Source organism: Myxococcus xanthus, from assembly GCF_013116825.1.
Lineage (GTDB): Bacteria > Myxococcota > Myxococcia > Myxococcales > Myxococcaceae > Myxococcus > Myxococcus xanthus_B.
The window spans coordinates 48,416-70,549 of record NZ_JABFNS010000031.1; the positions used below are offsets into that span (position 1 = coordinate 48,416).

Sequence of the window (22,134 nt, forward strand, 5' to 3'; positions counted from 1 at the left end):
CCATGCTGAAGGCCAGGGAATCGATGATTGGCTCGCTCGTCACGGATGCGCTGGAGCTGGCGAAGGCCGCCAATGGCAACTCGGACGCGAAGTCCATCGCCAAGGTGGTGCTGACCAGTGATTCGTACCGCATCACCGCGCTCAACCGCGCCCGCGAGGCCGCGCTGGCCTACCGCATCCCCCTGGTCAACCACGTGCTGCGCGTGGCGCAGACGGCGGTGATGGGGATTGAGATTGGGAAGGACGTCACGCTCGGCAAGGGCGTGTACTTCGTGCACAGCCTGGGCGTCGTCATCGGCGGCGACGCGCGCATTGGCGACCGCGTGCGCTTCTACGGGAACAACACCGTGGGCACCGCGAAGGACAACGGCTATCCCGTCATCGAGGATGACGTCTGGATTGGCGCGGGGGCTCGCATCCTGGGGCCGGTGCGCATCGGCGCGCGCTCGCGCATCGGCGCCAACGCGGTGGTGCTCCAGGACGTACCGCCGGACAGCGTGGCCGTGGGGATTCCCGCCCGCATCTTCCCGCGCAAGGACACGGACGAAGTCGCGCTCTAGGGTCGCGCGCGCTGTGGCGCGGCGAGGCGGGCGCGCCCCTGGAGGATGAAGTGATGCGTTCGCGGACGAAGTGGCGCGCTGGTGACAACGCGCCCGTGGAGGATGGCGTGAAGCGTTCGCGGACGAAGTCGCACCCGTCAGTGTCCCTCACCTCCCGCTCTGCTACCGCCTGCTACCCCCAATAGCGCTCCTGTCCTTCCTATTGTTGCCGCGCACGCTATTCGAGGGATGGACGCCTGTTTTCGCGCGCACTGGTTGAGGGGCTGACGAGCGGAGGCGCCGAAATGCCATCACGGAGCCGGACCACTGGAAGTCATGCTCGTGAGGGGGCTCAATTCCTTGACGCGACAGCAGTTTCCGCGACAAGCGGAACTGATTGCTCCCATCCTACGGCTCTCCGGTCGGGTCAGGGCTGCCCTAAGGGTACCGCCGGAGGCGGCCAAGGCCTTGACGCGACTGGCGAACCGTGGAGGCGATGCCATCAACCAGCCGGTTCATCGCTCCATCAATAAAGGTGCGCGGCAACACTATGCTCAGCAGGTGGTGGATAATTGCGGCCAAGTGCCCGAAGCGGTGACAGCCGACACCGGCTACTTCTCCGAAGAGAACGTGGCGAAAGCGGCGAGCATGGGCATCAACGCCTACATCGCCACGGGCCGGCTCAAGCACGGTGAGGAGCCAGAGCCAGTACGAGGGCGGATGCCGCGAGACTTGGGCCTCAAGGAATGGATGGCGCGGCGGCTTCGGACGAAGAAGGGCCGCCAGGTGTACGCCCGGCGAAAGGTGGCGGCCGAGCCACCCTTGGGCCAAAGCAAACAGGCGCGAGGCTTCCGGCAACTGCTGCTGCGCGGGCTGACGAAGGCTCGCGGGGAGTGGGCGCTCATCTGCCTCACCCACAACCTGAGCAAACTGCACGGCATCTTGCTGGCCGCGTAGCAGCAAGGGGCCCTACGGAGGGGCAGACGTGGAACGAACATTCCTTCCGCCAAGCCGCCTGCCCGAGGGGGCAGGTGGCTCGGGGATAGCAGGGCTCCTTTCACCCGGATCCTTGCCCCTTACGGCAACACGCCCCTAGAGGAGTTGGGCGAAGGCGCGCTGGATACGGCCGCCGCGGCGGAGTGCGCTGCCTAGCTGCGCGCCGGGACCGCCCGGCTCTCCGTCCAGTTCGACGCCTTCCGTGCCCGCGTCCAGGAGTTCTGTGCCCAAGTGCTTCCGCGAGGCACCCGATGAAGGTTATCCACTCTCTTCGGATGCGGGCCGCCATTTGGAGGAGCCGCCTTCGCCGCCGGTCCTGGCCACCACTACTTCGTAAAGGGCAAGTCTTCGATGTCGAACCCCAAATGAGACGCTGCGTTCAGGCCATTCATGAGGTCCCGGTCTATGCTCGTGCGCTCCATCAGCTTGTTCATGCCGGTGACCCGAGACTCTTCACGAGACATGTGCGCGCGGTGCGAGGCGAGCAGTACTTTAATGGTTCCATCAGTCGGTTCGTGTTCCCGTCCCAGGGAATGAAGCGTCACTAGCGACACGATAGTCGACCTGTCGAGTTTGGCTATGTGTTCGACAAATGCGTCATGGGCGGGGCGAGGGATTTGTCTATCCATCCGCTCTCGCATACGCCGCGCCAATTCGCTACCGCTGATGATTCCCCCGGTAGGGGGGGCCATGCGGTGCTCCTCTTCTCTCCTTGCAGCAGCGAGACGAATGGTCGCTTCCACGAGGGAGCGGAAATTGCCGCCATTCCTCTCATGCCGCAAAGCAGTGGTATTCGACTCACCGGTTTCCGCCTTCCGCTCGCGGACCAGCTTCTTCAGGTCTTTCTTGTCGGTCATCGTCGAACCCCGGCGCTCCGGCGCGTCAGCGCGACGCCTTGAATGCCTCCACCAGCATGACAATGTTGGTGGCAGTCAGGTGCAGGGCGTACGACGCAAGGTATCCGGGAACCTCCACGGGTTCCTCACCCTGGCCGTGGCCACCGAGCTTGTTGCGTATCGTGGGGACTCCGGCCTCAAGCGTCTGTCGGAGCCCGCTGAAGTGGGTCTGCAGCGACTGGTGAATGAGCCCTTTCTCAAAGATGACGTTGATCAGCTGTTTCGCAGGTGCTCCCGATGGGTAATCCCACCCCTTGCGCTTGCAGATCGTCTTCATCGTACTCTCGAAAGACTTGAGGGCATCCACGAGCGCTTCCTTGTATCTGCCGTGGCGATAATGTTCGAAGCCATTTCGAAATTCCTCGTCTGCGCCCTCGAATTTCTCCTCGAAGAGAAGGGTCAGGGCCGGTTTCACGGCCTCTGCATGGAGGTGCGTCGAGTCGATTCGAACGATGATGCCCGACTCGAACTGATAGCCGGCGCAGCTCTCTCTGAATCGTTCATTCAGTTCCGTGATGAGGTCCTGAACTGTCTCAGGCTTAAGCTGATAGAGGAGGTTGTTTTTTGTCAGCTCTACCCAGAGAAACCTGAATGAAAGCTCGATGATGTCGAGCGCTTCTGCGGTGTCGCTATTGAGAAGAAACTCAGCGCATGCTGCCTTGTAGCTATACTGGCCTGCGAGAGTGTTCGACAGCCGGAATCGTCCGTACTCACGGCAAAGCATCTCATTCATCGGCTTGTAGATGGCGGCTTCCGACGTTCTCGGTCCGTAACTTTCTCCGAATGCATCCTCCCACATGTGAATGACTTGGACGCGAAACTCTCTGGGAAGGGTGTCGTACTGGTACACATCGGACGCGCCGGCCTTCTTGGCGCGTTTCTCTCGCCGCGAGAAGATGTCGTAAATAGGCATGGATCTAACGCTACCACTTGCTCCAGGCGCCAAACTGCGGCCATTCCTGGTCCCTCAAGCAGGTGCGCAGGAGGCGAGCGCGGGGCTTGAGGCAGCGGCCAGGAAGTAGCGGATGAAGGAGAGGACACCGCGAGTGGACTTTCGCCGGGTTGCTCAGCAGGACGTTCGACGTCGACGTGTTCGCCTGCATGAGGTGTGGAGGCAGGCGGCGAGTGCTGGCGTACGTGAAGGAGGCGGGAAGGGTGCGAGCGATTCTGGAGCACCTGGGCCTGCCCACGGCAGGTGCGAGACTGGCCCCGGCGCCCGGGCCTCCCCAGGCCGCGTGGTGTTGAAGCTCAAGCCGCCACAGCCAGCCCACAGAGCCAGGCCCCTGCCTCGCCCCGCCTGGGAAGGAGGCTGGGCTGGGCAGGCGTGTGCCTGCTGGAGATAAAGGGCTTCTGCGCCGGCCCGGCGTGCGGCCCATGGGCTACCCGTCAGCGTCCCTCACCTCCCCCTCTGCTCCCGCCTGCTACCCCCAATAGCGCTCCTGTCCTTCCTATGCTCTCTAGCATTGTGGCGACAACGCGCCCATGGAGGATGGAGTGATGCGTTCGCGGACGAAGGCAGGGGCCGCTGTACTGTCGGGTGCGCTGCTGGCGGGTGGCACCGTGACGGTGGCGTGGGCCGTCGGCGCGGAAGCGCCGGGCACTGCGGGAACGAGCAACGCGGCGACAGCGGCGCCGGACACGAGCAACGCAGCGGGCGCGAGCGGCACCACGACCACGGCGCCCGCGACCGGCACGGAGAAGACCGCGCCGGTGATGCTGTACGACGGAGGTCTGTCCCCCGATTGGAAGGACCTCGGCTGGGCGCAGCGCGAGCTCCCAAAGGGCGCGCCGGCGCGCATGCGCCTGTTCAACTACGCCGGGTGGATTCTCTACCGGCCCAAGCTGGAGGGCACCTTCGGCGCGCTGTCGTTCCGGCTCAGCGCGCCGGAGTCCTTCGGCGAGTTCCTGGAGGTCCGCCTGGACGCTCCGGGCGCCGCCAGCTTCCCACGCGTCCCCATCATCCCGGAGCTCCAGGTCCACAAGGACGGTGAGTGGGCTGAGATTGTCATCCCCATGGAGCAGCTCAACCCGCGCGGCCAGCCGTTCGACCGCGTGGTGCTGCGCGCGTCCAAGAGCGTGGGCCGTGAGTGGGTGCTGTTCGACAAGGTGGCGCTGGTGCCGCTGCCGCCCGAACTGGCCGCCGCGCTGGCCGCGGGGGGCGGGCGCACGGGCCAGGGCAGTGGCCGCGAGGCGCCGATGACCATCGACTGCACCGCGCCGAGCCACCGCATCAGCCCGCTCATCTACGGCATCGCCTTCGACGGGTTGACGGAGAAGCGCGACAAGCACCAGTACGAGATGGGCGCCACCACGCGCCGCTGGGGCGGCAACCCCACGTCCCGCTACAACTGGAAGCTGGGCGGCGCGTGGAACACCGCGAACGACTGGTTCTACCAGAACGTCGACATCGGCCTGAGCTACGACGACTTCCTGGAGTCCAACCGCAAGCACGGCATGACGTCCGCGCTGACGGTGCCCATCCTGGGTTGGGTAGCCAAGGACGCGAAGTCGGTGGGCTTCCCCGTGTCGCGCTTCGGCCCGCAGCAGCAGGAGGACAACGGCTCGGGCAACGGGCTCGCCCGGGATGGCACGCCGCTGAAGCCCAGCGCGCCGACGCTCACCAGCACCGAGGCCCCACCAGAGTTCGTCGCCGAGTGGATCCGCGCCATCCGGAAGAAGGACCAGGAACGGGGCCAGCGCAGCGTCCAGACGTACATCCTGGACAACGAGCCCATGCTCTGGAACTCCACGCACCGCGACGTGCACCCGGAGCCGCTGTCGTATGACGGGCTGCTGGAGCGCACGATTGCCTACGGCTCGGTGGTGCGGAAGGAAGACCCGGAGGGCCTCATCGCGGGCCCGGCCGAGTGGGGCTGGACGAACTACCTGTGGTCCGCGGCGGACTTCGCGCCAGGGAAGATGCCGCACTCCGACCGGCGCGCGCACGGCAACATGCCGCTGCTGCCCTGGTACCTGCGGCAACTGCGCGAGCACGAGAAGAAGACGGGCGTGCGGCTGCTCGACATCGTGGACCTGCACTTCTATCCACAGACGAACGTCGGGGTCGGCCTGGAGGGCAACACGGACCCGGCCACCAACGCGCGCCGCATCCGCTCCACCCGCGGGCTGTGGGACCCCACGTACAAGGACGAGTCCTGGATTGGCGAGCCCATCCGGCTGATTCCGCGCATGAAGGAGTGGATCGCCGACAACTACCCGGGCCTGCGCATCTCCATTGGCGAGTACAACTTCGGCGCCTTCCGGCACATGAGCGGCGGACTGGCCCAGGCCGAGACGCTGGGCCGCTTCGCGCAGGAGAACATCTACTCCGCCTACTTCTGGCAGTACCCCACCGAGGGCTCACCGGTGTTCTGGGCGTTCCGCGCGTTCCGGAACTTCGACGGCAAGGGCAGCCGCTTCCAGGACTGGTGGGTGCCGGCGAAGGCCGCCGAGGGCACCAGCGTGTTCGCCTCTCGCGACGAGGCGGGCGGGAAGATGGTGGCGGTGGTGCTCAACTTCGACCCGGACCAGGCCGCCCAGGCGCAGATTCAACTCAAGGGCTGCGGGACACTCGACAGCGTGCGCGTGCTGGGCTACTCGGGCGCACCTGGGGGGTTCACCGAGCAGACTCCCGGTGCGAAGGCCGCGGGTTCCCTGACCCAGCGGCTGCCGCCCTATTCCATGACCGTGCTCGACCTGACGGTGAAGAAGCCATGAGCTCCGCCGCGACGCCTGTACCCCCGCAGACCCCGTTCACCACTGGCCGAGCGCGCCTGAACATCGGCCAGCTCGCCATCGACCAGCTCACCTTCGAGGAGGCGGTGACGGAGATTGGCCGGCTGGTGGACTCGCGCCAGGGCGGCTACGTGTTCACCGCCAACGTGGACCACGTGGTGCTGGCCGAGGACCACGCGCAGTTCCGCGAGGCGTACGCACGCGCCACGATTTCGGTGGTGGATGGGATGCCCATCGTCTGGGCCTCGCGCGCCATGGACGTGCCGCTGCCCGAGCGCATCGCCGGCTCGGACCTCATCCTCCCGCTGATGAAGTTGGGGGCGGAGCGCAAGTGGCGCGTGTTCCTGCTGGGCGCGGGCCCCGGCGTGGCGGAGAAGGTGGGCCGCATCGTCAGCGAGCAGTACGGCGTGGAGGTGGTGGGCTGGGATTCGCCCATGGTGCGCGTGGATGGCGGCGACGCGCAGAACGACCCGATTGTCGCGAAGATTCGCGAGAAGGATCCGCACCTGCTCCTGGTGGCGCTGGGCAGCCCGAAGCAGGAGGTGTGGATTTCGCAGGTGACCTCCAAGCTGGGCCCCACGGTGGCCATTGGCATTGGCGCGGGGTTGGACTTCATCGCCGGAACGGCGAAGCGCGCGCCCGTGTGGATTTCGCGCGCGGGCTTCGAATGGCTGTACCGGCTGGTGAACGAACCCAAGCGCCTGTGGCGGCGGTACATCCTGAATGACTCCCGCTTCGCCACGATTCTGCTGCGCGAGTTCTGGCAGCGGACGGGTACGAAGAAGCCGGAGTAGCCGCCCGCGTCACACGGGGGTGAACTTCATCCCCGTGGCGCCGGACTGTTCCAGGGCCCGCTTGAGGTCCTCGGAGACGATGAGGGCCCCCGGCCAACCCCAGGTCCGGAACATCCGAGCACCTCCGGCCTTCGTGGGGTCGATGCGCAGACCCGCGATGGAGAAGTAGGTCCCGAGCTTCTCGGGCATACCGTCCTCCGGTTCCCAGTAGCGGACCTCGGAGGAGCGGGCGTCATCGATGCACCGGATGAGTCGAAGAGCGTTCAGCACGAGGTACTGGTCGGGCTGCGAGGGAATGTCGACCGGCAGAAACTGAACCTCGTCTGGGCTCTGCTCCGTGAGCAGGGATGCTACCCGGACGTGCACGATGGGAATGCTGTACGGCGCATGAGTGAAATCGAGCGGGCCGCCGGGTTCCTCGATGGCAACCTTCAAGCGGCCCTTCAGCGATAGAGGTGTTCCGCTCCTGAGCAGCGCCGGCTGCACCGGGACGCCATCCGGTCCGTCGAGGGTTCCCAACTCCCAGCGACTGGGCAGATACATGTCATCCGTGAGCTGGAAGTACCGCGTCGGCATGATGGAACGCTCCTAGCGCCGCGAGCCCGAAGTCACCAGTCTGTTGAGCCGCGTGCCGGGTGTCGAGACTTCACGCGCCAGGCGGTTCAGGGCCCGGGTCAATGCCTCGCGGCATTGGACGACACCACGACAGGTGCTCGTGGCCTCTTCGAGCGTGAAGAGGACCTGCTCATGGTACTCGCGTGGATGTGGTCCGCGGTGCGCTGGGATGGGGACGATGTTCTCGGGGTCCTTCAGCTCCATCCCAGCCCGTCTGAAGATGGCCTTGAACCTCGGCGTCCACGGCCCACCACGCACAGCGGAGACCTCGTTCTTGTTCGTGGCGATGTGGTGCTTCTGGATGCGGCTCGCACCGCTAGAGTTACCGGCCGCCATCGCCACGGCATGCGGCGCCAGCGCGACGGTGAAACCATCAGCCGTCATCGCCACAGATTCCACGCTCCCGAGCGCCGCGTACCGGTAACCCGCCTGCGCCTCGACGGTCAGCGCCGCCTGCGAGGAACCTGGGAGCCTTGGCGCCTTCGCCGCCAGCCCCGCCGTGTTCCCGATGGCCGCCGTGGCCAGCATGACAAAGATGCGCGCGGCGTTCTCCCCGAGCACCTCGCCGTAGGCCTCACCCGCCTCGCTGAGCTGCGCGAAGGTCGTGGCCCGGTCCACCTGGCGCACCAGCGCAATCCACCCATCCAGCAAGCGCCACACCGTGTCCACACCGAGATACGCAATCGCGGTGGCCGTCACGAGGGCGGCAACGCCCTTGCTCACCGGCTCCGGCAAGGCCCACAGCAGCAAGTACATGCTGACGGCCGCCGTCACCGTCGCCATCACGGCTTGTGGGTCTGCCATGTCGCGCAGAGCCTCAGCCGTCTCGTCCCAGACTGAGTCCATGGCGATGGCCATCGCCAGCGTGTACTTCCCATCGCTTGCCAACAGAGGTCCTTCATCCAACAGCCGAAGGCAGTCACCCGGTTGCCGCTTCCGCACACACCATTGGCCGTAGTCGCGCGTCAGCGCCTCGTCCGCATAGGCCATCAACAGGCGCGGACCGTCCGCGCGCTCCTTCACGGGAATCAGCCGCTGGCTTCGATGCTCGTACGCGTAGACCCCACTCCTGTCCGGTACACCGAAGCGTCGCCGCGCATCGCGCAGTGGATGCAGGGAGGCCCTCACATCCCGGGCCAATGACACCACGGCGGCCTCGAACGCCTCATCGTCCAACTCCACGGAACTGGCGCCTTCCGCATCACGCGGTGCGTGCACGATGGGCGGAGCCTCTCCCGTGTCCAGACGCACCATACGCACCGTCGAGCACGCGGGCCCGATGAGCAGCAGCAAGACCATCCCAGGCAGCCGCATGGGCACCCCCGTGACCTCGAGTCCATTCGAGGCGCCCCGTCAAACTAGCGGCGGAGGCTGACTCGAATCGGGCAAGCTCCCCCAGGCATCAACAACACGTGCGCCGTCCCCACGGGAGACTCGATGCCATGAAACCTCCACTCGAACTCCCCGAGGACCTCCGGCGGATGCTCCGCTCCCACGCACCGGGACTCGAGTCCGACATCGAGCGGTTCCTCGAAACGGCACCCTCCTCGTGTCTGTACATCCGCTCGGAGCGCGTCTCTCGCTCGCCCCTCCGGCCCTCCATCCTCCACAGACTGCTGGGCCACAGGGCCGCGCAGCCCGTGCTCTCCGCGCTCGACAGCAAGTTCGGCGGCATTCCCTACGTCGAAGAAGCGGACCTGACGTGGGATGGCTTCCACTTCCTCGGGCAGCTCAACTTCGCTCAACTGAGTGACGCACCTGCCACATTGCCGCGTCGAGGCCTCTTCGCCCTCGACCGCAATCTTCGTGCAGCGGACTGCACCGCCAATTCGTTCCGTGTGCGCTGGTATCCAGAACCCACCGAAGCGCGCGCCCGCCCTGTCTCGCCGCCGCGATGCGTCGGCTGCTGGGAAACGCGGATGCAGTTCATCCCCGGCTGGTCACTCCCGAGAGGTGCTGAGTGGGAAGCGCCGCTACCTGCTGGGGTCACGCAACTCCACGATGCATGGAACGCGTGGACGCCTTCAGGCTACCTGGAGGATGAGCAGCGCCCCGGCCTCCACCGACTGTCCGGTCACCGAAGCGCGGGGCTCGACGAGCCCTACTCCTTCGTGCCGCCTCCCGGGCGTGACAGGGCCCTTCGTGCGTACGCGCAACTCTTGCGCATCGACTTCGACAACGCCTCGGGATTTCACTGGGGCACGAACCAGGGCTACGTGCTGATTCACCCCGAGGACCTCGCCGCGAACCGGCTGGAGCGCGCGGTGGTGACATGGGCCAACGCCTGACATGAGAGATGGGACAGCGCGCGTCGGAAAATGGTTTCGTCCATTTTCCCCGCCCCGGACGTTGGGCATTTCGTGGACCCCGTAGGCCCCTCCAGACGTGGCCCTTTGAGCGATGACACCTCGGCGGAGGTAGGCCCGTGGCTTGCCCGGTTCCACGCCGGAGACGCCCGCGTCCTCAACGCCTGCTACCGCGACCACTTCGACACGGTGTACCGCGCCGCCGTCCGCGTCCTCCCGGCCATGGACGCGGAGACCGTGGTCCACGACGTCTTCCTCCGGCTCGTATCCGACGAGGCCGCGCGCCGCTCCTTCCAGGGCGGCTCCCTGGCGGGCTGGCTGCACACCCTCTCCCACAATCTCGCCGTGGACCGGGTGCGCCGTCAGCGGCGTGAGTCAGACGCCCTGGCCCAGCTCGCCGTGGAGTCCTCCGCCTCCGAAGAGCCCACACCACCCGAGCCCGGGCTCGACGCCAGCCTCCTGTTGGAGCGCTTCCGCCAGGAAGGCCTGCCGCCCAAGTGGGCCCCCGTCTTCGAGGCTCGCTTCGTGCGCCAGCTCAGTCAGCGCGAGGCCGCCGCCGCCCTGCGCATGCGCCGCACCACCCTCGCCTACCAGGAGCTGCGCGTCCGCCAACTCCTCAAAAAGTTCCTCCTCACCCCGGAGGCCCGATGAGCCCCTCCTGCGCCCTCCTCCCCCTCGTCGACCGTCACTTCTCCGGGCGAATCGCGCCCCCAGACGAACGGCGTATGCGCGAGCACCTCCCGGACTGCGCCCACTGCCGCGAACGCTACGAGCGCCAGCTCCTCCTCGCCCGGCTCGACCCTTCCGCCCCGGACGCGCGGACACGGCTGGCCCGGGGACTGGGGCTCGACGCCTCCGCGCTGCCGTCGCCCGAGGGGCGCGCATCGGACACGCGCGCCAACGCGCCGCGCTGGTGGCACCTCGCGCTGGTTCCCATGACGGTGGCCTGCCTCGCGCTGCTCGTGGTCCGCCTGCCCTCCATGTCCACCGACGACGCGGGCTTCACCGCCCGGGGCGCGGGCAATGCGGCGGCCCAGGCGCGGCTGCTCGCCTATGCCGTGGCGCCCGGCGGGCACACCACCCTCCTGGGCCTGAAACTTCGGCCCGAACAGGAGCTGGCCTTCGCCTTCCGCAACCCCGACGCCCACCGCTTCCTCATGGTCTTCGCCCGGGACACCGCGGGCCGCGTCTACTGGTACCACCCGAGCTGGACCGACCCGGCGAGCGACCCCTCGGCCATCCCCATCCCCCCGGGCGACACCTTGCGCGAGCTGCCTGAAGCCATCTCTCATCCGCTCGCGCCCGGGACCCTCACCCTCCACGCGGTCTTCCTGGAGTCGCCGCTCACCGTGAAGCAGATGGAGGCGCTCGTGAAGCAGGGCGACCTCGACGCCGTGCTCCCCGCTGGCGCGGACGCCACCTCGCTCCAGCTCCAGGTCATCCCATGAGATTCGCCGCCCTGCTCCTCGCCCTGCTGCCGGTGGCCGCGGGCGCCGCCACGCCACAGGCCGCGACGCCTCCGCCGCGCACCGCATCCTTCGCGCTCATCATCGGCGTCAATCGCAGCCATGAACCGGACCAGCCCGCGCTGCGCTTCGCGGATGACGATGCCGCGCGCTACCTGGACCTGTTCCGCATGCTCGGCGCGCGCACGTACCTGCTCGCGCGCATGGACGACAACACGCGCCGGCTGCACCCGCAGGCCGCCGCCGAGGCCCTGGACCCCAAGCACCCCGAGCTGGCGTCTTCCGTGAAGAAGCTGGGCGAGGACATCGCCCTCGCGCGCAGCCGGGGCGTGGAGACGGTGGCCTACGTCGTCTACGCGGGCCACGGCAACGTGCGCAACGGCGAGGGCTACGTCAGCCTGGAGGACGGCCCCCTCACCGGACAGATGCTGTCCTCGGACGTGGTGGACCGGCTCGGCGCCGACCGCGTCCACCTCATCGTCGACGCGTGCTACTCGTACTTCCTGGCCTACAGCCGCGGGCCCGGCGGACAACGGCGCCCCCTGCCCGCGGGCTTCACGCGCGCGGTGGGACTGGCGCTGGCGGACAACGTGGGCCTCTTGCTGTCCACCTCGTCCGCCCGCGAGAGCCACGAGTGGGAGGCCTTCGAGGCCGGCGTCTTCAACCACGAGGTGCGCTCGGGCCTCTTCGGCGCGGCGGACGCGGACGGTGACGGGCAGGTGAGCTACCGCGAAATCGCCGCCTTCGTGGAGCGCGCCAACGCGGCCATTCCGAACGAGCGCTTCCGCCCCCAGCTCCACGCTCGGCCGCCCAAGGGCTCCGAGTTGCTGGTGGACCTGCGCCCGGGAATGGAGCGGCGGCTCGAGGTCGATGGAACCCAGGGCGCGCACTACCTGCTGGAGGACGCCAACGGCGTGCGCCTGGCCGAGTTCCACAACGCGCCGGGCCAGTCCCTGAGCCTGCTGCGCCCTCCTCCGCGCGGCCCTGTCTTCCTGCGGCGCGTGGGTGATGACGCCCAGGAGTACGTGCTCCCCACCGCGCAAGACGTCGTGCAGTTGGAGTCCCTCTCCGCCGAAGCGCCCCGCGTCGCCTCCCGCGGCGCCGCGCACGCGGCCTTCCAGCACATCTTCACCCTGCCCTTCGGCAGCGACACCGTCGCGGGCTTCGAGTTCCGCGCGCCGCCGCCTTTGACGCTGACGGAGTCCTCGGACACTGGGAGTCTCCGGAGACAGCTCGGCTGGGGCGCGCTGGCGCTGGGCGTGGCCTCCACGGGCGTGGGCATCTGGGCCACGCTGGAGGCGCGAGACATCCGGAGCAGCGTCTCGCCCGAGCTTCCACAACAGGAAGCCGCCGCGAACAACCGCCGCATCCGGACCTACAACACCGCCAGCGGCGTGCTCTACGGACTGGGCGGCGCGGCGGTGCTGAGCGGCGCGCTGCTGTTCCTGTGGCCCGACTCGGGCACCGTGCCGCTGGCCACCCTGAGCTCGGATGGCGCGGCCCTGGGCCTCACGGGCGCATTCTGATTCGTCCAACGCGCGGGCGTCTTTCGTTGTGAAGCTTGAAATGAAGACATCGCCTCGGCTTCCTTCCCGCGTCCTGAGCCTGCTGCTCGGCGCACTGCTGTTCTCCGGCTGCATCAGCCCCGTGAGTGAGGGTGAGCGCCCCTGTCCCTGCACCGACGGCTGGACGTGCTGCCCCGACGCCAACGTGTGCGTGGCGGATGCCTCCCGGTGTGAACAACTCCGGCCGCCCAAACCGCCCGAGCCCACCACCCCATCCGCACCGCGCGAGGTGTCCGCGATGACGGACCCAGGCACGGTGACGCTCACCTGGTTCGAACCCGCGCAGAATGGCGGCAGCGCGATTACCGGCTACGACGTGGGCGTCGAGCCTCACGATGATGGCATCCAGGTACAGGTGGACGGCACCAGCGCAGTCGTCACCGGCCTGCGCGCCGGAGGCACCTACCGCTTCACCGTCACCGCGAACAATGCCGTGGGCGTGAGCCCCGCGGCGCGCGTGGACTCCGTGAACCTGCCGGATGTGCCCACCGCGCCGGTGGCGCTCGGGGTGGTGCGAGGCGACCGGCAGGTGCGTCTCACATGGAACGCCCCCGCGTCCGACGGTGGGCGCTCCGTTCTTCACTACGTGGTGACAGCCCACCCGAGCGGCGCGAGTGTCGCGACGGACAGCCCCGTGCTGACAACCACCGTGAGCGGGCTGACGAACGGCGCGGCCTCCACCTTCACCGTGCACGCGGTGAACGCCGTGGGCGCGGGCCCCGCGTCCGCCGAGTCCGCCGCCGTGGTGCCCGCCGCCCTGCCCGGCGCGCCCGTGTCCGTGGCCGCCTCGCCCGGCGTGCGCGAGGTGTCCGTCTCCTGGCAGCCGCCCGAGGACACCGGCGGCCTGCCTGTCTCCGGCTACGTGGTGACGGCCTCGCCCGGTGGCACCACGCACCAGGTTGAGGGCGCGGCCAGCGAAGCCACCTTCACGAGCCTCCAGGACGACACCGAGTACACCTTCACCGTGTCCGCGCGAAACGACGTGGGCCAGGGACCTGGCAGCAGCACGGCCTCCGCGCGAACGCATGCACCGCCGGGCGCGCCCGCCTCCGTCCAGGCCGAACCGGGAGTGCGCTCACTCACCGTAGCGTGGGAGCCCCCCGTGTCCGACGGACGCTCACGCCTCACCGGCTACACCGTCGTGGCTCAACCTTCGGGAAGGCGCATCGCGGTGGGCGCGGACCAGCACGGCGCCGTGTTGGAGGACGTGCCCAGCACGAAGGCACAGACCATCTCGGTGGTGGCTCGCAACGCCGTGGGTGACAGTCCCGCGGCCACGGCGGGCAAGCCCGTGAAGTCGCGGCCCACGCCCGTGGAGGTCACCCGACTCGACACGCCGTCGGCGGTCCGTGGCTGCCAGCCGGTGACCTACACGCTGCGGCAGGTGGACGGGGAACGCGCGGACGTCCTGGTGGAGTTCGATGCCACGGGCAGCGGCACCTTCACCCGCGCGACCCAAGCGGCGGACTCCTATTACGAACGCACGTCCGGACTGGTCTCGCTTTCGACCTCCACGCAGGGCACCGACCACACCTTCCGCTGGAACCGTCCCACGGACCTGCCGGGTGCCGCACCCGAGGCACGGCTCCGCATCACCGCCACCGTCCCTGGCACCGCCTCCTCGACGCGCACGCACACCGTGGCGCTGACCCCGCCGGAGCGGCGCTGCGAGGTGAACCTGGACACGGGCCCCGTGCAGCGGGTGACCCCGGAAGTCGCGGGCATGTCCCATGGACTGGCGCTCGGCGACTTCAATCAAGACGGGAAGCTGGACCTCGCCGCCCGCCACGACAACAGCCCCGGGGTCACCTTCCTCCGCGGACTCGGCAACGGCGCGTTCGAGGCGGAGAACTCCCCCCACCTCTCCATGACGGCAGCGCACCTGGTCTCCGCGGACCTGGACCGGGACGGCTCGCTGGACCTGATTGCGGCGGAAGCCAACTACTGCCGATGCGTCTCCTTCTTGCGCGGGCAAGGAAACGGCGCCTTCGAGCAACCTGTCATCAACTCCGTGCTGGACGCAGTCAGCCACTCCTCGACCTATGACATCACGCCTCCCGCCGTGCTGGACGTAGACGGTGACGGCGCGCCTGAAGTCGTGGTGTCCCAGCGGGACAGCCTGCTCGTGCTTCGCCACACCGGCGGAGGCCGGCTGGCCGTGGCCTTCCGGGAGCCGTTCGCGCCCAGGGGCGCCGTCGTCACGGGGGACTTCGACCAGGATGGGCTGGTGGACCTGATGGTCGTGGGCCCCTCCCTCCATGGCTTCTATGGCAGAGGGCTCCTCACCTTCACCAAGGAGTTCCTGGGCACGCTTGACGGCCCCGTGCCCCATGCGGTGACCACGGACTTCAACGGGGATGGCCACCTCGACATCGTGGCCCTCGTGGTGGGGAACCGGGAGTCCTCCATCCACCTGCTGCCAGGTGACGGCCACGGCCGCTTCACGGCGCCCGTGCGGCTGCACCAGCACACGTGGCAGAGCTTCGGCATCTGGAGCCACCTCATCGCGGGGGACCTGGACGGGAATGGCACGCAGGACCTGGCCTATGTGCACGCGGACAGCGACACCCTCACCCTCCTCCAAGGAAGAGGGGATGGAACCTTCGAATCCAGGACGCTCACCACGGGGATGCACCCCTCGTATCTGGTGGCGGCGGACTTCAACGGCAGCGGCAAGACGGACCTGGCCGTGCTCTCCGGCATGCACCACACCGTCCATGTCATCTGGGACCTGGAGCTGCCCACGCGTCCGGACATCGGCTGGCTCTTCGCGACAGGGGACTTTGATGGCGATGGCCACACCGATGTGGCTTCACTCGTCGACGGCGGCGTCCAGACGCACCTCACCCGAGCGGGCGGTGGATTCGAGCACCGGGGCCCCGCTCCGGTTCCCCCGGGCATATGGAAGCTGCTGGTGGACCGCTTCGACTCCGGCCCGACAATGGACCTGCTCGCGATGAGGGCCACGAGCACGCCACGCAACCGCGCCCTGGTGCTGCTGCGCGGCAACGGGGACGGGACCTTCGCCGCGGCGGAGGAGCTTTCGCTGGAGGGAGTGACTTCGGGCGCCCTTTCGAACCTGGTGGCCGCTGGCGATATCGATGGAGACGGGGACCTTGACCTGGCCGTGACCACCTGGCGCGAAGAGGGCGGGTTCTCCACCTATGACGTGCATCTCCTTCACAACCAGGGCGAGGGGCACTTCGTGGACGCGGGCGTGCTCACCACCTACTCCACGTTGAGCAAACTCGCATTGAAGGACCTGAACCGGGATGGGAGAGCGGACCTGGTCGTGCTGCGGAGCACCTACCCAAGCTTCGAGCTGGTCATGTTCGAGGGACGGGCGAACGGCTCGATGGTCAAGGTGCGAGAGTACACGCCAGTGATTTCCGCCTGCGCTCCCTTCGGCCTGATGTTCGCGGACTTGAACCTCGATGAGCACATGGACCTGGCGGTGACGTGCGCGGGGTCCGCCGCGGGCGGGGTGATCCCGATGTTCGGCTCCAGCAACTTCGTGTTCTACGACCGCGAGTTCCTTCGAACGGGCGGCAGCGCGGCAGGGCTCACCGCGAGCGACCTGGATGGGGATGGTCTTCCCGAGCTCCTGGTCGCGACACCGGAACAACGGGCCGTCTGTATCCTGCCCTCGCGGGGGCACACCGACTGGGGCTCCGCGCGCTGTTTCGGAACCCTGACCGCACCGCACGACGTGGCCCTGCTGGACGTCGACCACGATGGCGTCCCCGAGGTGCTCACCGGTGGAGGCCCCCTCCTCGGCTCCGGCACCACGTTGCTGCGCTTGCGCTGACACGGCGCGCCCAGCAACCCACGGCAGGGTGCTATCCTCACGGGCTCCACGGACATGACGGAGCCCTCCTCCAGCCCGCCCGAGCAGGACGACGACTACGGCATGTCCCTGCCGGCGCTCGTCGTCCTGCGCATCAGCATCGTGTTCATCGAGCTGTTCACCCGGCTCGGTGACGTCCTGGTGCTGCTGCGCCGGCCCCGGCTGCTCCCACCCTACCTGGGCCTGTGGCTGGGCGAAGTGCGCGTCTCGCCGTACCGGCTGAAGCGCTCGTTCGAGACAACGCGAGTCCTCCAGTCGAGCGGGCAGATTTTCAAGGAGCTGATGTACGGCGAGATGCCGGTGCACACGGGGGTGTGGCTCTTCTGGAAGGCCGGGCTGGGCCGTGGCTCGCGGCTGGTGGACCTGGGCGCGGGACGGGGCCGCACGCTGCTGGCCGCGCGCTGGCTGGGAGCGGAGGCCCAGGGCGTGGAGCTGATGCAGCACCACGTGGACCTGGCCCGAAAGTCCATGGAGAAGGCAGGCGCGCAGCTCCTCGTGGGTGACGCGACCCGCGCGGACCTCCAGGACGCCACGCACGTCTTCACCAACTGGACGGCGCTGACGCCGCGGACGCGGGCCCGGCTGGTGGAGCGCTTCCGCACCTGCCGCCCCGGCACGCGCATCCTCACGGTGACGCGGCCGGTGGAGGCGCCGGGCTTCTCCGTCCTCTCCAAGCATCGGCTGCTCTTCACCTGGGGCCTGGAGCACGTCTGGATTCAAGAGGTCCGCGACAGTGTCGTTGGAGATACAACCAATTGACGCGGCTTCCTGTGACGCGGGCTCCATGCCTACGCTCCGCGCCACGACGCCGGGCCGACTGGGCTCAAGGCCCTGGGCCTGGGCGTCCAGGAGCTGAATCACATGAAGGCATGGATGACGGTGGTGTCGCTGGCGGTGGTTCCCCTCGCCGTGGGTTGCACGTCGTCGCGCGAGCTGACGCGGGCGCGCGTGGAGGCGAACACGCTGCGCAAGGACGCGGACACGCTGCGCGAGGAGAACGCGACGCTGAAGGAGCGCGTCAGCGAGTTGGAGGGGCAGCTGGCGAAGGTGCTGGAGGAGCGCGACACGCTGAAGGCCGCCGCGGAGAAGCCCCCAGAGCCCGCCGTCGCGCCCGCCGCGGGCAAGAAGCGCAAGAAGTAGCGTCCGCGAGGCCACGCCGATGACCGTGACGCGCACCACGGCGGTCCATGTCCACGACGGCTGCGACGTGTACGTGGGCCGGGCCTTCCGCGCCTATGCGAAGCCGAGCCCGCTCAACCCGGTGCCCGGCCGCTTCGGCAACCCCTTCAAGCCCGGAGGCGTGCGCACTCCAGGCGCCATGCTGCGCACCTACTTCGCGCCGTGGCTGGGGACGCTTCCGGAGGCGGAGCAGGAGCACATCCGCCAGGAAGCCCTGCGCCGAATGGGGCCGGACGAGGACGCCTTCGACGCGTTCCGCTGGTACCTGGCGCTGCGCACCCGGCATGACGCGGACCACCGCGCCGCCGTGCGGATGTTGCGTGGCAAACGCTTGGGCTGCTGGTGCAAGCCCGGCCCCTGCCACGCGGACATCCTGGCGGAGTGGGTGGATGCACAGCCGGCATAGCCAGCGCTATGTAGCGCCGCCATGCCCGCGTGCTCATCGACTCGCACCGCGCCGTCTTCGGCGACAGCCTGGAGTTGCTGCTCGCCGACACCTCCGAGGCCGCCGCCAAGGCGCTCCAGGCCGAGAAGGGCGGCCGCGTCGTCAGCACCCAGGAGGCCTGCGGCGCCGACATCGTCTGCACCGCCACCCCCGCCCGCGTCCCCGTGGTGAAGCGCGAGTGGTTCCAGCCCGGCGCCCACATCAACGCCATGGGCGCGGACGCCCCCGGCAAGCAGGAGCTGGATGCGCGCCTGCTCACCGAAGGCCGCGTCTTCATCGACGACACCGAGCAGGCCCTCCACTCCGGCGAGGTCAACGTGCCGCTGCATGACGGCCTCCTCCGTCCCGAGCAAATCGCTGGAACCCTGGGTGAAGTCGTCTCCGGCAAGAAGCCCGGCCGCACCAGCGATGCCGAAATCACCGTTTTCGACTCCACCGGCCTCGCGCTCCAGGACGTGGCCCTCGCTCGAGCCCTCTACGACACCGCTCTGGCGCGAGGGCTCGGACAGCCCTTCGACATCGTCGAAAACGGATGACCCAGTGGGTCAGCCCTACCCCTCACATCTTGTAACGCATTCGGAACCTGCAGGACTGGACAGTTCCAGTAAGCCAGGAGTATTCCTCCAGCCGCGCAGTCCGGGGGGATGCTCTCAAAGCCGCAACAGCCACTCTGGGTGAAGCGCGAAGAGAGCGCTCGCCCAGCGCCGCCGTCGTGCGTCTGGAGCGCTCCTCCCGGAGGTCGCGCGGGGTGCCAATCCCGGCACCCGCCTCCCTTCGGAGACCTCAGATGGCTCACGTCCCCCGGCGTCCCTCCTGGCGTCACCTCCCCGCGCTCTTGCTGCGGTTGGTGACGCTCGTCCCGCTCGTCGTCGCCCTTCCCTCAGCCGCGCAGACACAGACGAACACCCAGTCCACGCAGCGGGCCATCAACTTCCTCAGCGCGGACGTGGTGCACTGGACGCAGGAGAACAACTGCGTGGCCTGCCACCGCCAGGGCGCGGTGGTGTACGGCCTGTCGAGCGCGCGCGCCAACGGCTATGACATGAACGCCGTCGTCGGCAACGGGCGCACCAACCTGGCCAATCTGGAGCTGCTGGCCCAGCGCATCCGCAATGACCAGCTCGCCAACGGCTCGTGGATTCACGAGGGCACCGCGTTCCGCTACGAGAAGACGTCCTTCTCCGTCTTCGGCCTGGCGGGCTACGACGAGAACGTCTCCACCCAGTACAGCAACGCGCTGGTGAACGCGGCCAACTGGGCGCTGACCACGCAGGAGCCCAGTGGCCGGTGGCCGAGCGACCACGCGCACTTCCCCGTGGACCACGGCAGCGTGTCCACCACCGCGCGCATCATGACGGGCATGGCCCAGGCGAAGCAGCGCGTGGACCCCGCGCGCGCCGCCGCATACCAGGCCGCGCTGGACCGCGCCGCCGCGTACCTGCGCGCCAACCTCAACAACAACGACACCAGCGCGCCCGGCAACGGCATGCCCTACACCTTCCAGGTGGCCTGGACGGTGCTGGGCCTCAAGGCCGCGGGCCCCGGCCTCAACGACGTCAACACCGGCGCCATCAACACCCTGGCCGAGCGGCTCATCACCCGCACGTCCCCCGGCAACGCGGGCTGGGGCAACCTGCCCAACGAAGCCGCCAACGACTTCGCCACCGGCAGCGCCATCTACGCGCTGTGCCTCGCGGGCCGCGAGCCCGCCACCGACCCGCGCCTGCGCAACGCGATTGAGTGGATGAAGACGCGGCAGTCCGCCGACGGCAGCTGGCGCACCGGCTCGGCCACCTTCGACATCCCCACCACCTTCGCGGCCCTGGGCCTCTCCTGCTTCGGTGACTTCAGCGTGCGCGTCTCCGTCGTCGGCGCGGAGCGGCAGGAGCTCCTGGTGGACAGCCCGTCGCCGCAGCAGGCCACGTTCACCTTCACCGTGAAGAACCACGGCTATCAGGCGGACACGTACACGCTGAGCACCCAGGGCGGCCTGCCCGGGTGGACCGCGTCCGTGAGCCCCGTCACCCTCTTCCTGCCCGCGGGCGGCGAAGGCACCGTCACCGTCACCGTCCATGCGCCGCCCCGGCTGCTGCCCGCGCTCACCTCCGCGGTGACGCTCATCGCTTCGTCCGGCGGCGCGCCCGGCGTCACCGGCTCCGCGCGCGTGGCGGCGTACACCCCGCCCCTGCCGCCCGTGACGGGCCTGCCCACCGTCACCACCATCGTGACGCCCGCGGCCAACGCGCGCGTCACCATTGGCAACGGCACCCTGCTGTCGGCGCGCGTGACGAACGGGGGCGCCGTCGTCCCGGGCCCTGCCCATGGCGTCGTCACCTTCTACGTCGCGGGCGTGCCCGTGGGCGCGGACGTGGACGCGGATGGCGACGGCATCTACGCCTTCAACTGGGTGCCCGCGGTGGACAGCTGGACCGTCACCGGCGCGCAGGACTACCGCGCGGTGTACTCCGGCGTGGAGCGGCAGGCCCCGCTGGCCAACCTGCTGGGCAGCACGGCGTCGAGCACCCTCATCATCGACCCGTTCCCCCACCTGACGCCCATGGTCACCATCGGCAACCCGCCGGCCTTCACGCGGGAGACGGCGCTGGACATCTGGGGCTACGCCACGCCGCGCGCGCCGGGCGCCGTCATCACCTACGCCGCGTTCATCATCAACGGCGGCGCGCCCATCGTCCTCACGCCGGGCAACGGCGGCCTCATCCACACCTCCATCACCCTGGAGGAAGGCCCCAACATCATCCAGATGACCGCGCGAGACAGCTTCGGCGGCGTCACCACCAAGCAGGTCAACCTCACGGTGGACCGGGTGGCCCCCATCCTCACCATCCTGTCGCCCGCGGAGAACGCCGCGGTGAACACGCCGGTGGTGATGGTGCGCTCGTCCGTGCAGGACCAGACGCCCGTGCGCGTGGAGACGCAGTGGGTGAACAGCTCGCTCCTGGAGTTCGGCAACGGCACCGTGGAGCACCCGGTGAACGTCAGCTACGGCAGCCAGGTCATCCTGGTGCGCGCCACCGACAGCGCCGGCAACGTCACCGAGAAGCTGCTGTACCTGTGGGTGGACGCGGGCACGCCCGTGGTGAGCACCCACTTCGCGGACGGCCAGCTCTACGGCCCGCTGCCCAACGACACCTTCCAGTACGCCATCAACGTGCAGACGGTCTCCGCCACCACGGTGCGCGTCAACGGCGGCCCCGCCTACAACCTGCCTCGTGGCGGCGGTCAGATTCAGGCGTCGGTCACGCTGGCCCCGGGCGTCAACACGCTGGGCATCTCCGTCATCAGCGAGACGGGCATGACGGCCAACCTCGTGCGCCGGGTGAACTACGACGTGCAGGCCCCCACGGCCACGCTGCTCAGCCCCACCGCGGGCAGCACCGTCAGCGGCGCCATCACCGTGCGCGCGCGCGTCACCGACAACTTCGGCCCGGTGACGAACGTGGGCTTCAGCCGCGACATGTCCGGCATCCGCGTAGGCACCCAGCAGTCGGATGGGACGTGGACGGCGCAGTTCGACACGCGGGAGATGGTGAACGGCGCGCACACCATCGACCTGTGGATGAACGACGGCGTGGGCAACTTCGCCGTGCAGAGCTTCAACATCGTCGTCAGCAACTGACGCGGTGAGCGCAGGGCCCACCCTGGAGTCCCATCCAGGGTGGCGCTCCCTGTGATGTCCACGGCGCGCCAAAGCGCCGGTGCGCGGCCCCCACCGGGAGACGCCTGCCCGCCC

General features: G+C 68.6%; 19 protein-coding genes. 14 read left to right on the plus strand and 5 right to left on the minus strand.

Features of this window, described 5'->3' with window-relative positions; all coding sequences use genetic code 11:
- The first annotated feature begins 2 nt into the window (after positions 1-2).
- Together epsC and HNV26_RS11685 are read left to right on the plus strand one after the other, a co-directional pair.
- A complete protein-coding gene (gene epsC, locus HNV26_RS11680) occupies positions 3-560 on the plus strand; it encodes a serine O-acetyltransferase EpsC (RefSeq protein WP_020478618.1) in 558 nt (185 codons plus the stop codon).
- Positions 561-1,007: 447 nt separating this feature from the next.
- The gene (locus HNV26_RS11685; RefSeq protein ID WP_253816481.1) at positions 1,008-1,496 is read left to right on the plus strand and encodes a transposase; all 489 of its coding nucleotides are present in this window, start codon (positions 1,008-1,010) and stop codon (positions 1,494-1,496) included.
- 135 nt (positions 1,497-1,631) lie between these two features.
- Here HNV26_RS11685 and HNV26_RS38950 read toward each other — a convergent pair whose 3' ends face one another.
- The 3 genes from HNV26_RS38950 to HNV26_RS11695 all read right to left on the minus strand — a co-directional run bounded on the left by HNV26_RS38950 (position 1,632) and on the right by HNV26_RS11695 (position 3,344).
- A complete protein-coding gene (locus HNV26_RS38950; RefSeq protein ID WP_301340296.1) occupies positions 1,632-1,766 on the minus strand; it encodes a hypothetical protein in 135 nt (44 codons plus the stop codon).
- Between the two features lie 95 nt (positions 1,767-1,861).
- Positions 1,862-2,392: a hypothetical protein gene (locus tag HNV26_RS11690; RefSeq protein WP_171442422.1), complete on the minus strand. Its 531-nt coding sequence runs from the start codon at positions 2,390-2,392 to the stop codon at positions 1,862-1,864.
- A 25-nt stretch (positions 2,393-2,417) separates the two neighbouring features.
- Entirely contained in the window at positions 2,418-3,344 is a 927-nt protein-coding gene (locus HNV26_RS11695; RefSeq protein ID WP_171442421.1) for an abortive infection family protein, read from the minus strand.
- Positions 3,345-3,928: 584 nt separating this feature from the next.
- On the opposite strand from HNV26_RS11695, the gene epsB reads away from it, so the two are divergent.
- Positions 3,929-6,148 carry a GH44 family glycoside hydrolase EpsB gene (gene epsB, locus HNV26_RS11700; protein WP_171442420.1) on the plus strand — a complete coding sequence of 740 codons (2,220 nt, stop codon included), beginning with the start codon at positions 3,929-3,931 and terminating at the stop codon, positions 6,146-6,148.
- Positions 6,145-6,960, plus strand: coding sequence for an exopolysaccharide biosynthesis glycosyltransferase EpsA (gene epsA / locus HNV26_RS11705; RefSeq protein ID WP_171442419.1), 816 nt, complete (start codon positions 6,145-6,147; stop codon positions 6,958-6,960). The genes epsB and epsA overlap by 4 nt, the downstream gene beginning before the upstream one ends.
- Before the next feature lie 9 nt (positions 6,961-6,969).
- Here the strand turns inward: epsA and HNV26_RS11710 are convergent, their stop codons facing one another.
- Positions 6,970-7,536: an imm11 family protein gene (locus HNV26_RS11710; protein WP_171442418.1), complete on the minus strand. Its 567-nt coding sequence runs from the start codon at positions 7,534-7,536 to the stop codon at positions 6,970-6,972.
- 12 nt (positions 7,537-7,548) lie between these two features.
- Positions 7,549-8,889 (minus strand): AHH domain-containing protein, encoded by a 1,341-nt coding sequence (locus HNV26_RS11715; RefSeq protein WP_171442417.1) that lies wholly within the window; start codon positions 8,887-8,889, stop codon positions 7,549-7,551.
- A 128-nt stretch (positions 8,890-9,017) separates the two neighbouring features.
- Here HNV26_RS11715 and HNV26_RS11720 point away from each other — a divergent pair, with 128 nt between their 5' ends.
- From HNV26_RS11720 to HNV26_RS11765, 10 genes are all read left to right on the plus strand, one after another.
- Positions 9,018-9,863, plus strand: a complete 846-nt coding sequence (locus tag HNV26_RS11720; protein ID WP_171442416.1) for a DUF1963 domain-containing protein — start codon at positions 9,018-9,020, stop codon at positions 9,861-9,863.
- 105 nt (positions 9,864-9,968) lie between these two features.
- Positions 9,969-10,532 (plus strand): RNA polymerase sigma factor, encoded by a 564-nt coding sequence (locus HNV26_RS11725; protein WP_171442415.1) that lies wholly within the window; start codon positions 9,969-9,971, stop codon positions 10,530-10,532.
- A gap of 74 nt (positions 10,533-10,606) precedes the next feature.
- On the plus strand, positions 10,607-11,329 hold the full coding sequence (locus HNV26_RS11730; RefSeq protein ID WP_253816482.1) for a hypothetical protein: 723 nt from the start codon (positions 10,607-10,609) through the stop codon (positions 11,327-11,329).
- The gene (locus HNV26_RS11735) at positions 11,326-12,873 is read left to right on the plus strand and encodes a caspase family protein (protein ID WP_171442413.1); all 1,548 of its coding nucleotides are present in this window, start codon (positions 11,326-11,328) and stop codon (positions 12,871-12,873) included. The genes HNV26_RS11730 and HNV26_RS11735 overlap by 4 nt, the downstream gene beginning before the upstream one ends.
- A gap of 40 nt (positions 12,874-12,913) precedes the next feature.
- Positions 12,914-16,720: an FG-GAP-like repeat-containing protein gene (locus tag HNV26_RS11740; protein WP_171442412.1), complete on the plus strand. Its 3,807-nt coding sequence runs from the start codon at positions 12,914-12,916 to the stop codon at positions 16,718-16,720.
- A 54-nt stretch (positions 16,721-16,774) separates the two neighbouring features.
- Positions 16,775-17,518 carry a class I SAM-dependent methyltransferase gene (locus HNV26_RS11745; RefSeq protein ID WP_171442411.1) on the plus strand — a complete coding sequence of 248 codons (744 nt, stop codon included), beginning with the start codon at positions 16,775-16,777 and terminating at the stop codon, positions 17,516-17,518.
- Positions 17,519-17,620: 102 nt separating this feature from the next.
- Positions 17,621-17,899, plus strand: coding sequence for a hypothetical protein (locus tag HNV26_RS11750; RefSeq protein ID WP_171442410.1), 279 nt, complete (start codon positions 17,621-17,623; stop codon positions 17,897-17,899).
- A 19-nt stretch (positions 17,900-17,918) separates the two neighbouring features.
- Positions 17,919-18,344: a DUF4326 domain-containing protein gene (locus tag HNV26_RS11755; protein WP_171442409.1), complete on the plus strand. Its 426-nt coding sequence runs from the start codon at positions 17,919-17,921 to the stop codon at positions 18,342-18,344.
- A 29-nt stretch (positions 18,345-18,373) separates the two neighbouring features.
- Positions 18,374-18,919 carry an ornithine cyclodeaminase family protein gene (locus tag HNV26_RS11760; protein ID WP_366816851.1) on the plus strand — a complete coding sequence of 182 codons (546 nt, stop codon included), beginning with the start codon at positions 18,374-18,376 and terminating at the stop codon, positions 18,917-18,919.
- 176 nt (positions 18,920-19,095) lie between these two features.
- Positions 19,096-22,020: an Ig-like domain-containing protein gene (locus HNV26_RS11765; RefSeq protein WP_171442408.1), complete on the plus strand. Its 2,925-nt coding sequence runs from the start codon at positions 19,096-19,098 to the stop codon at positions 22,018-22,020.
- The last annotated feature ends 114 nt before the right edge of the window (positions 22,021-22,134 follow it).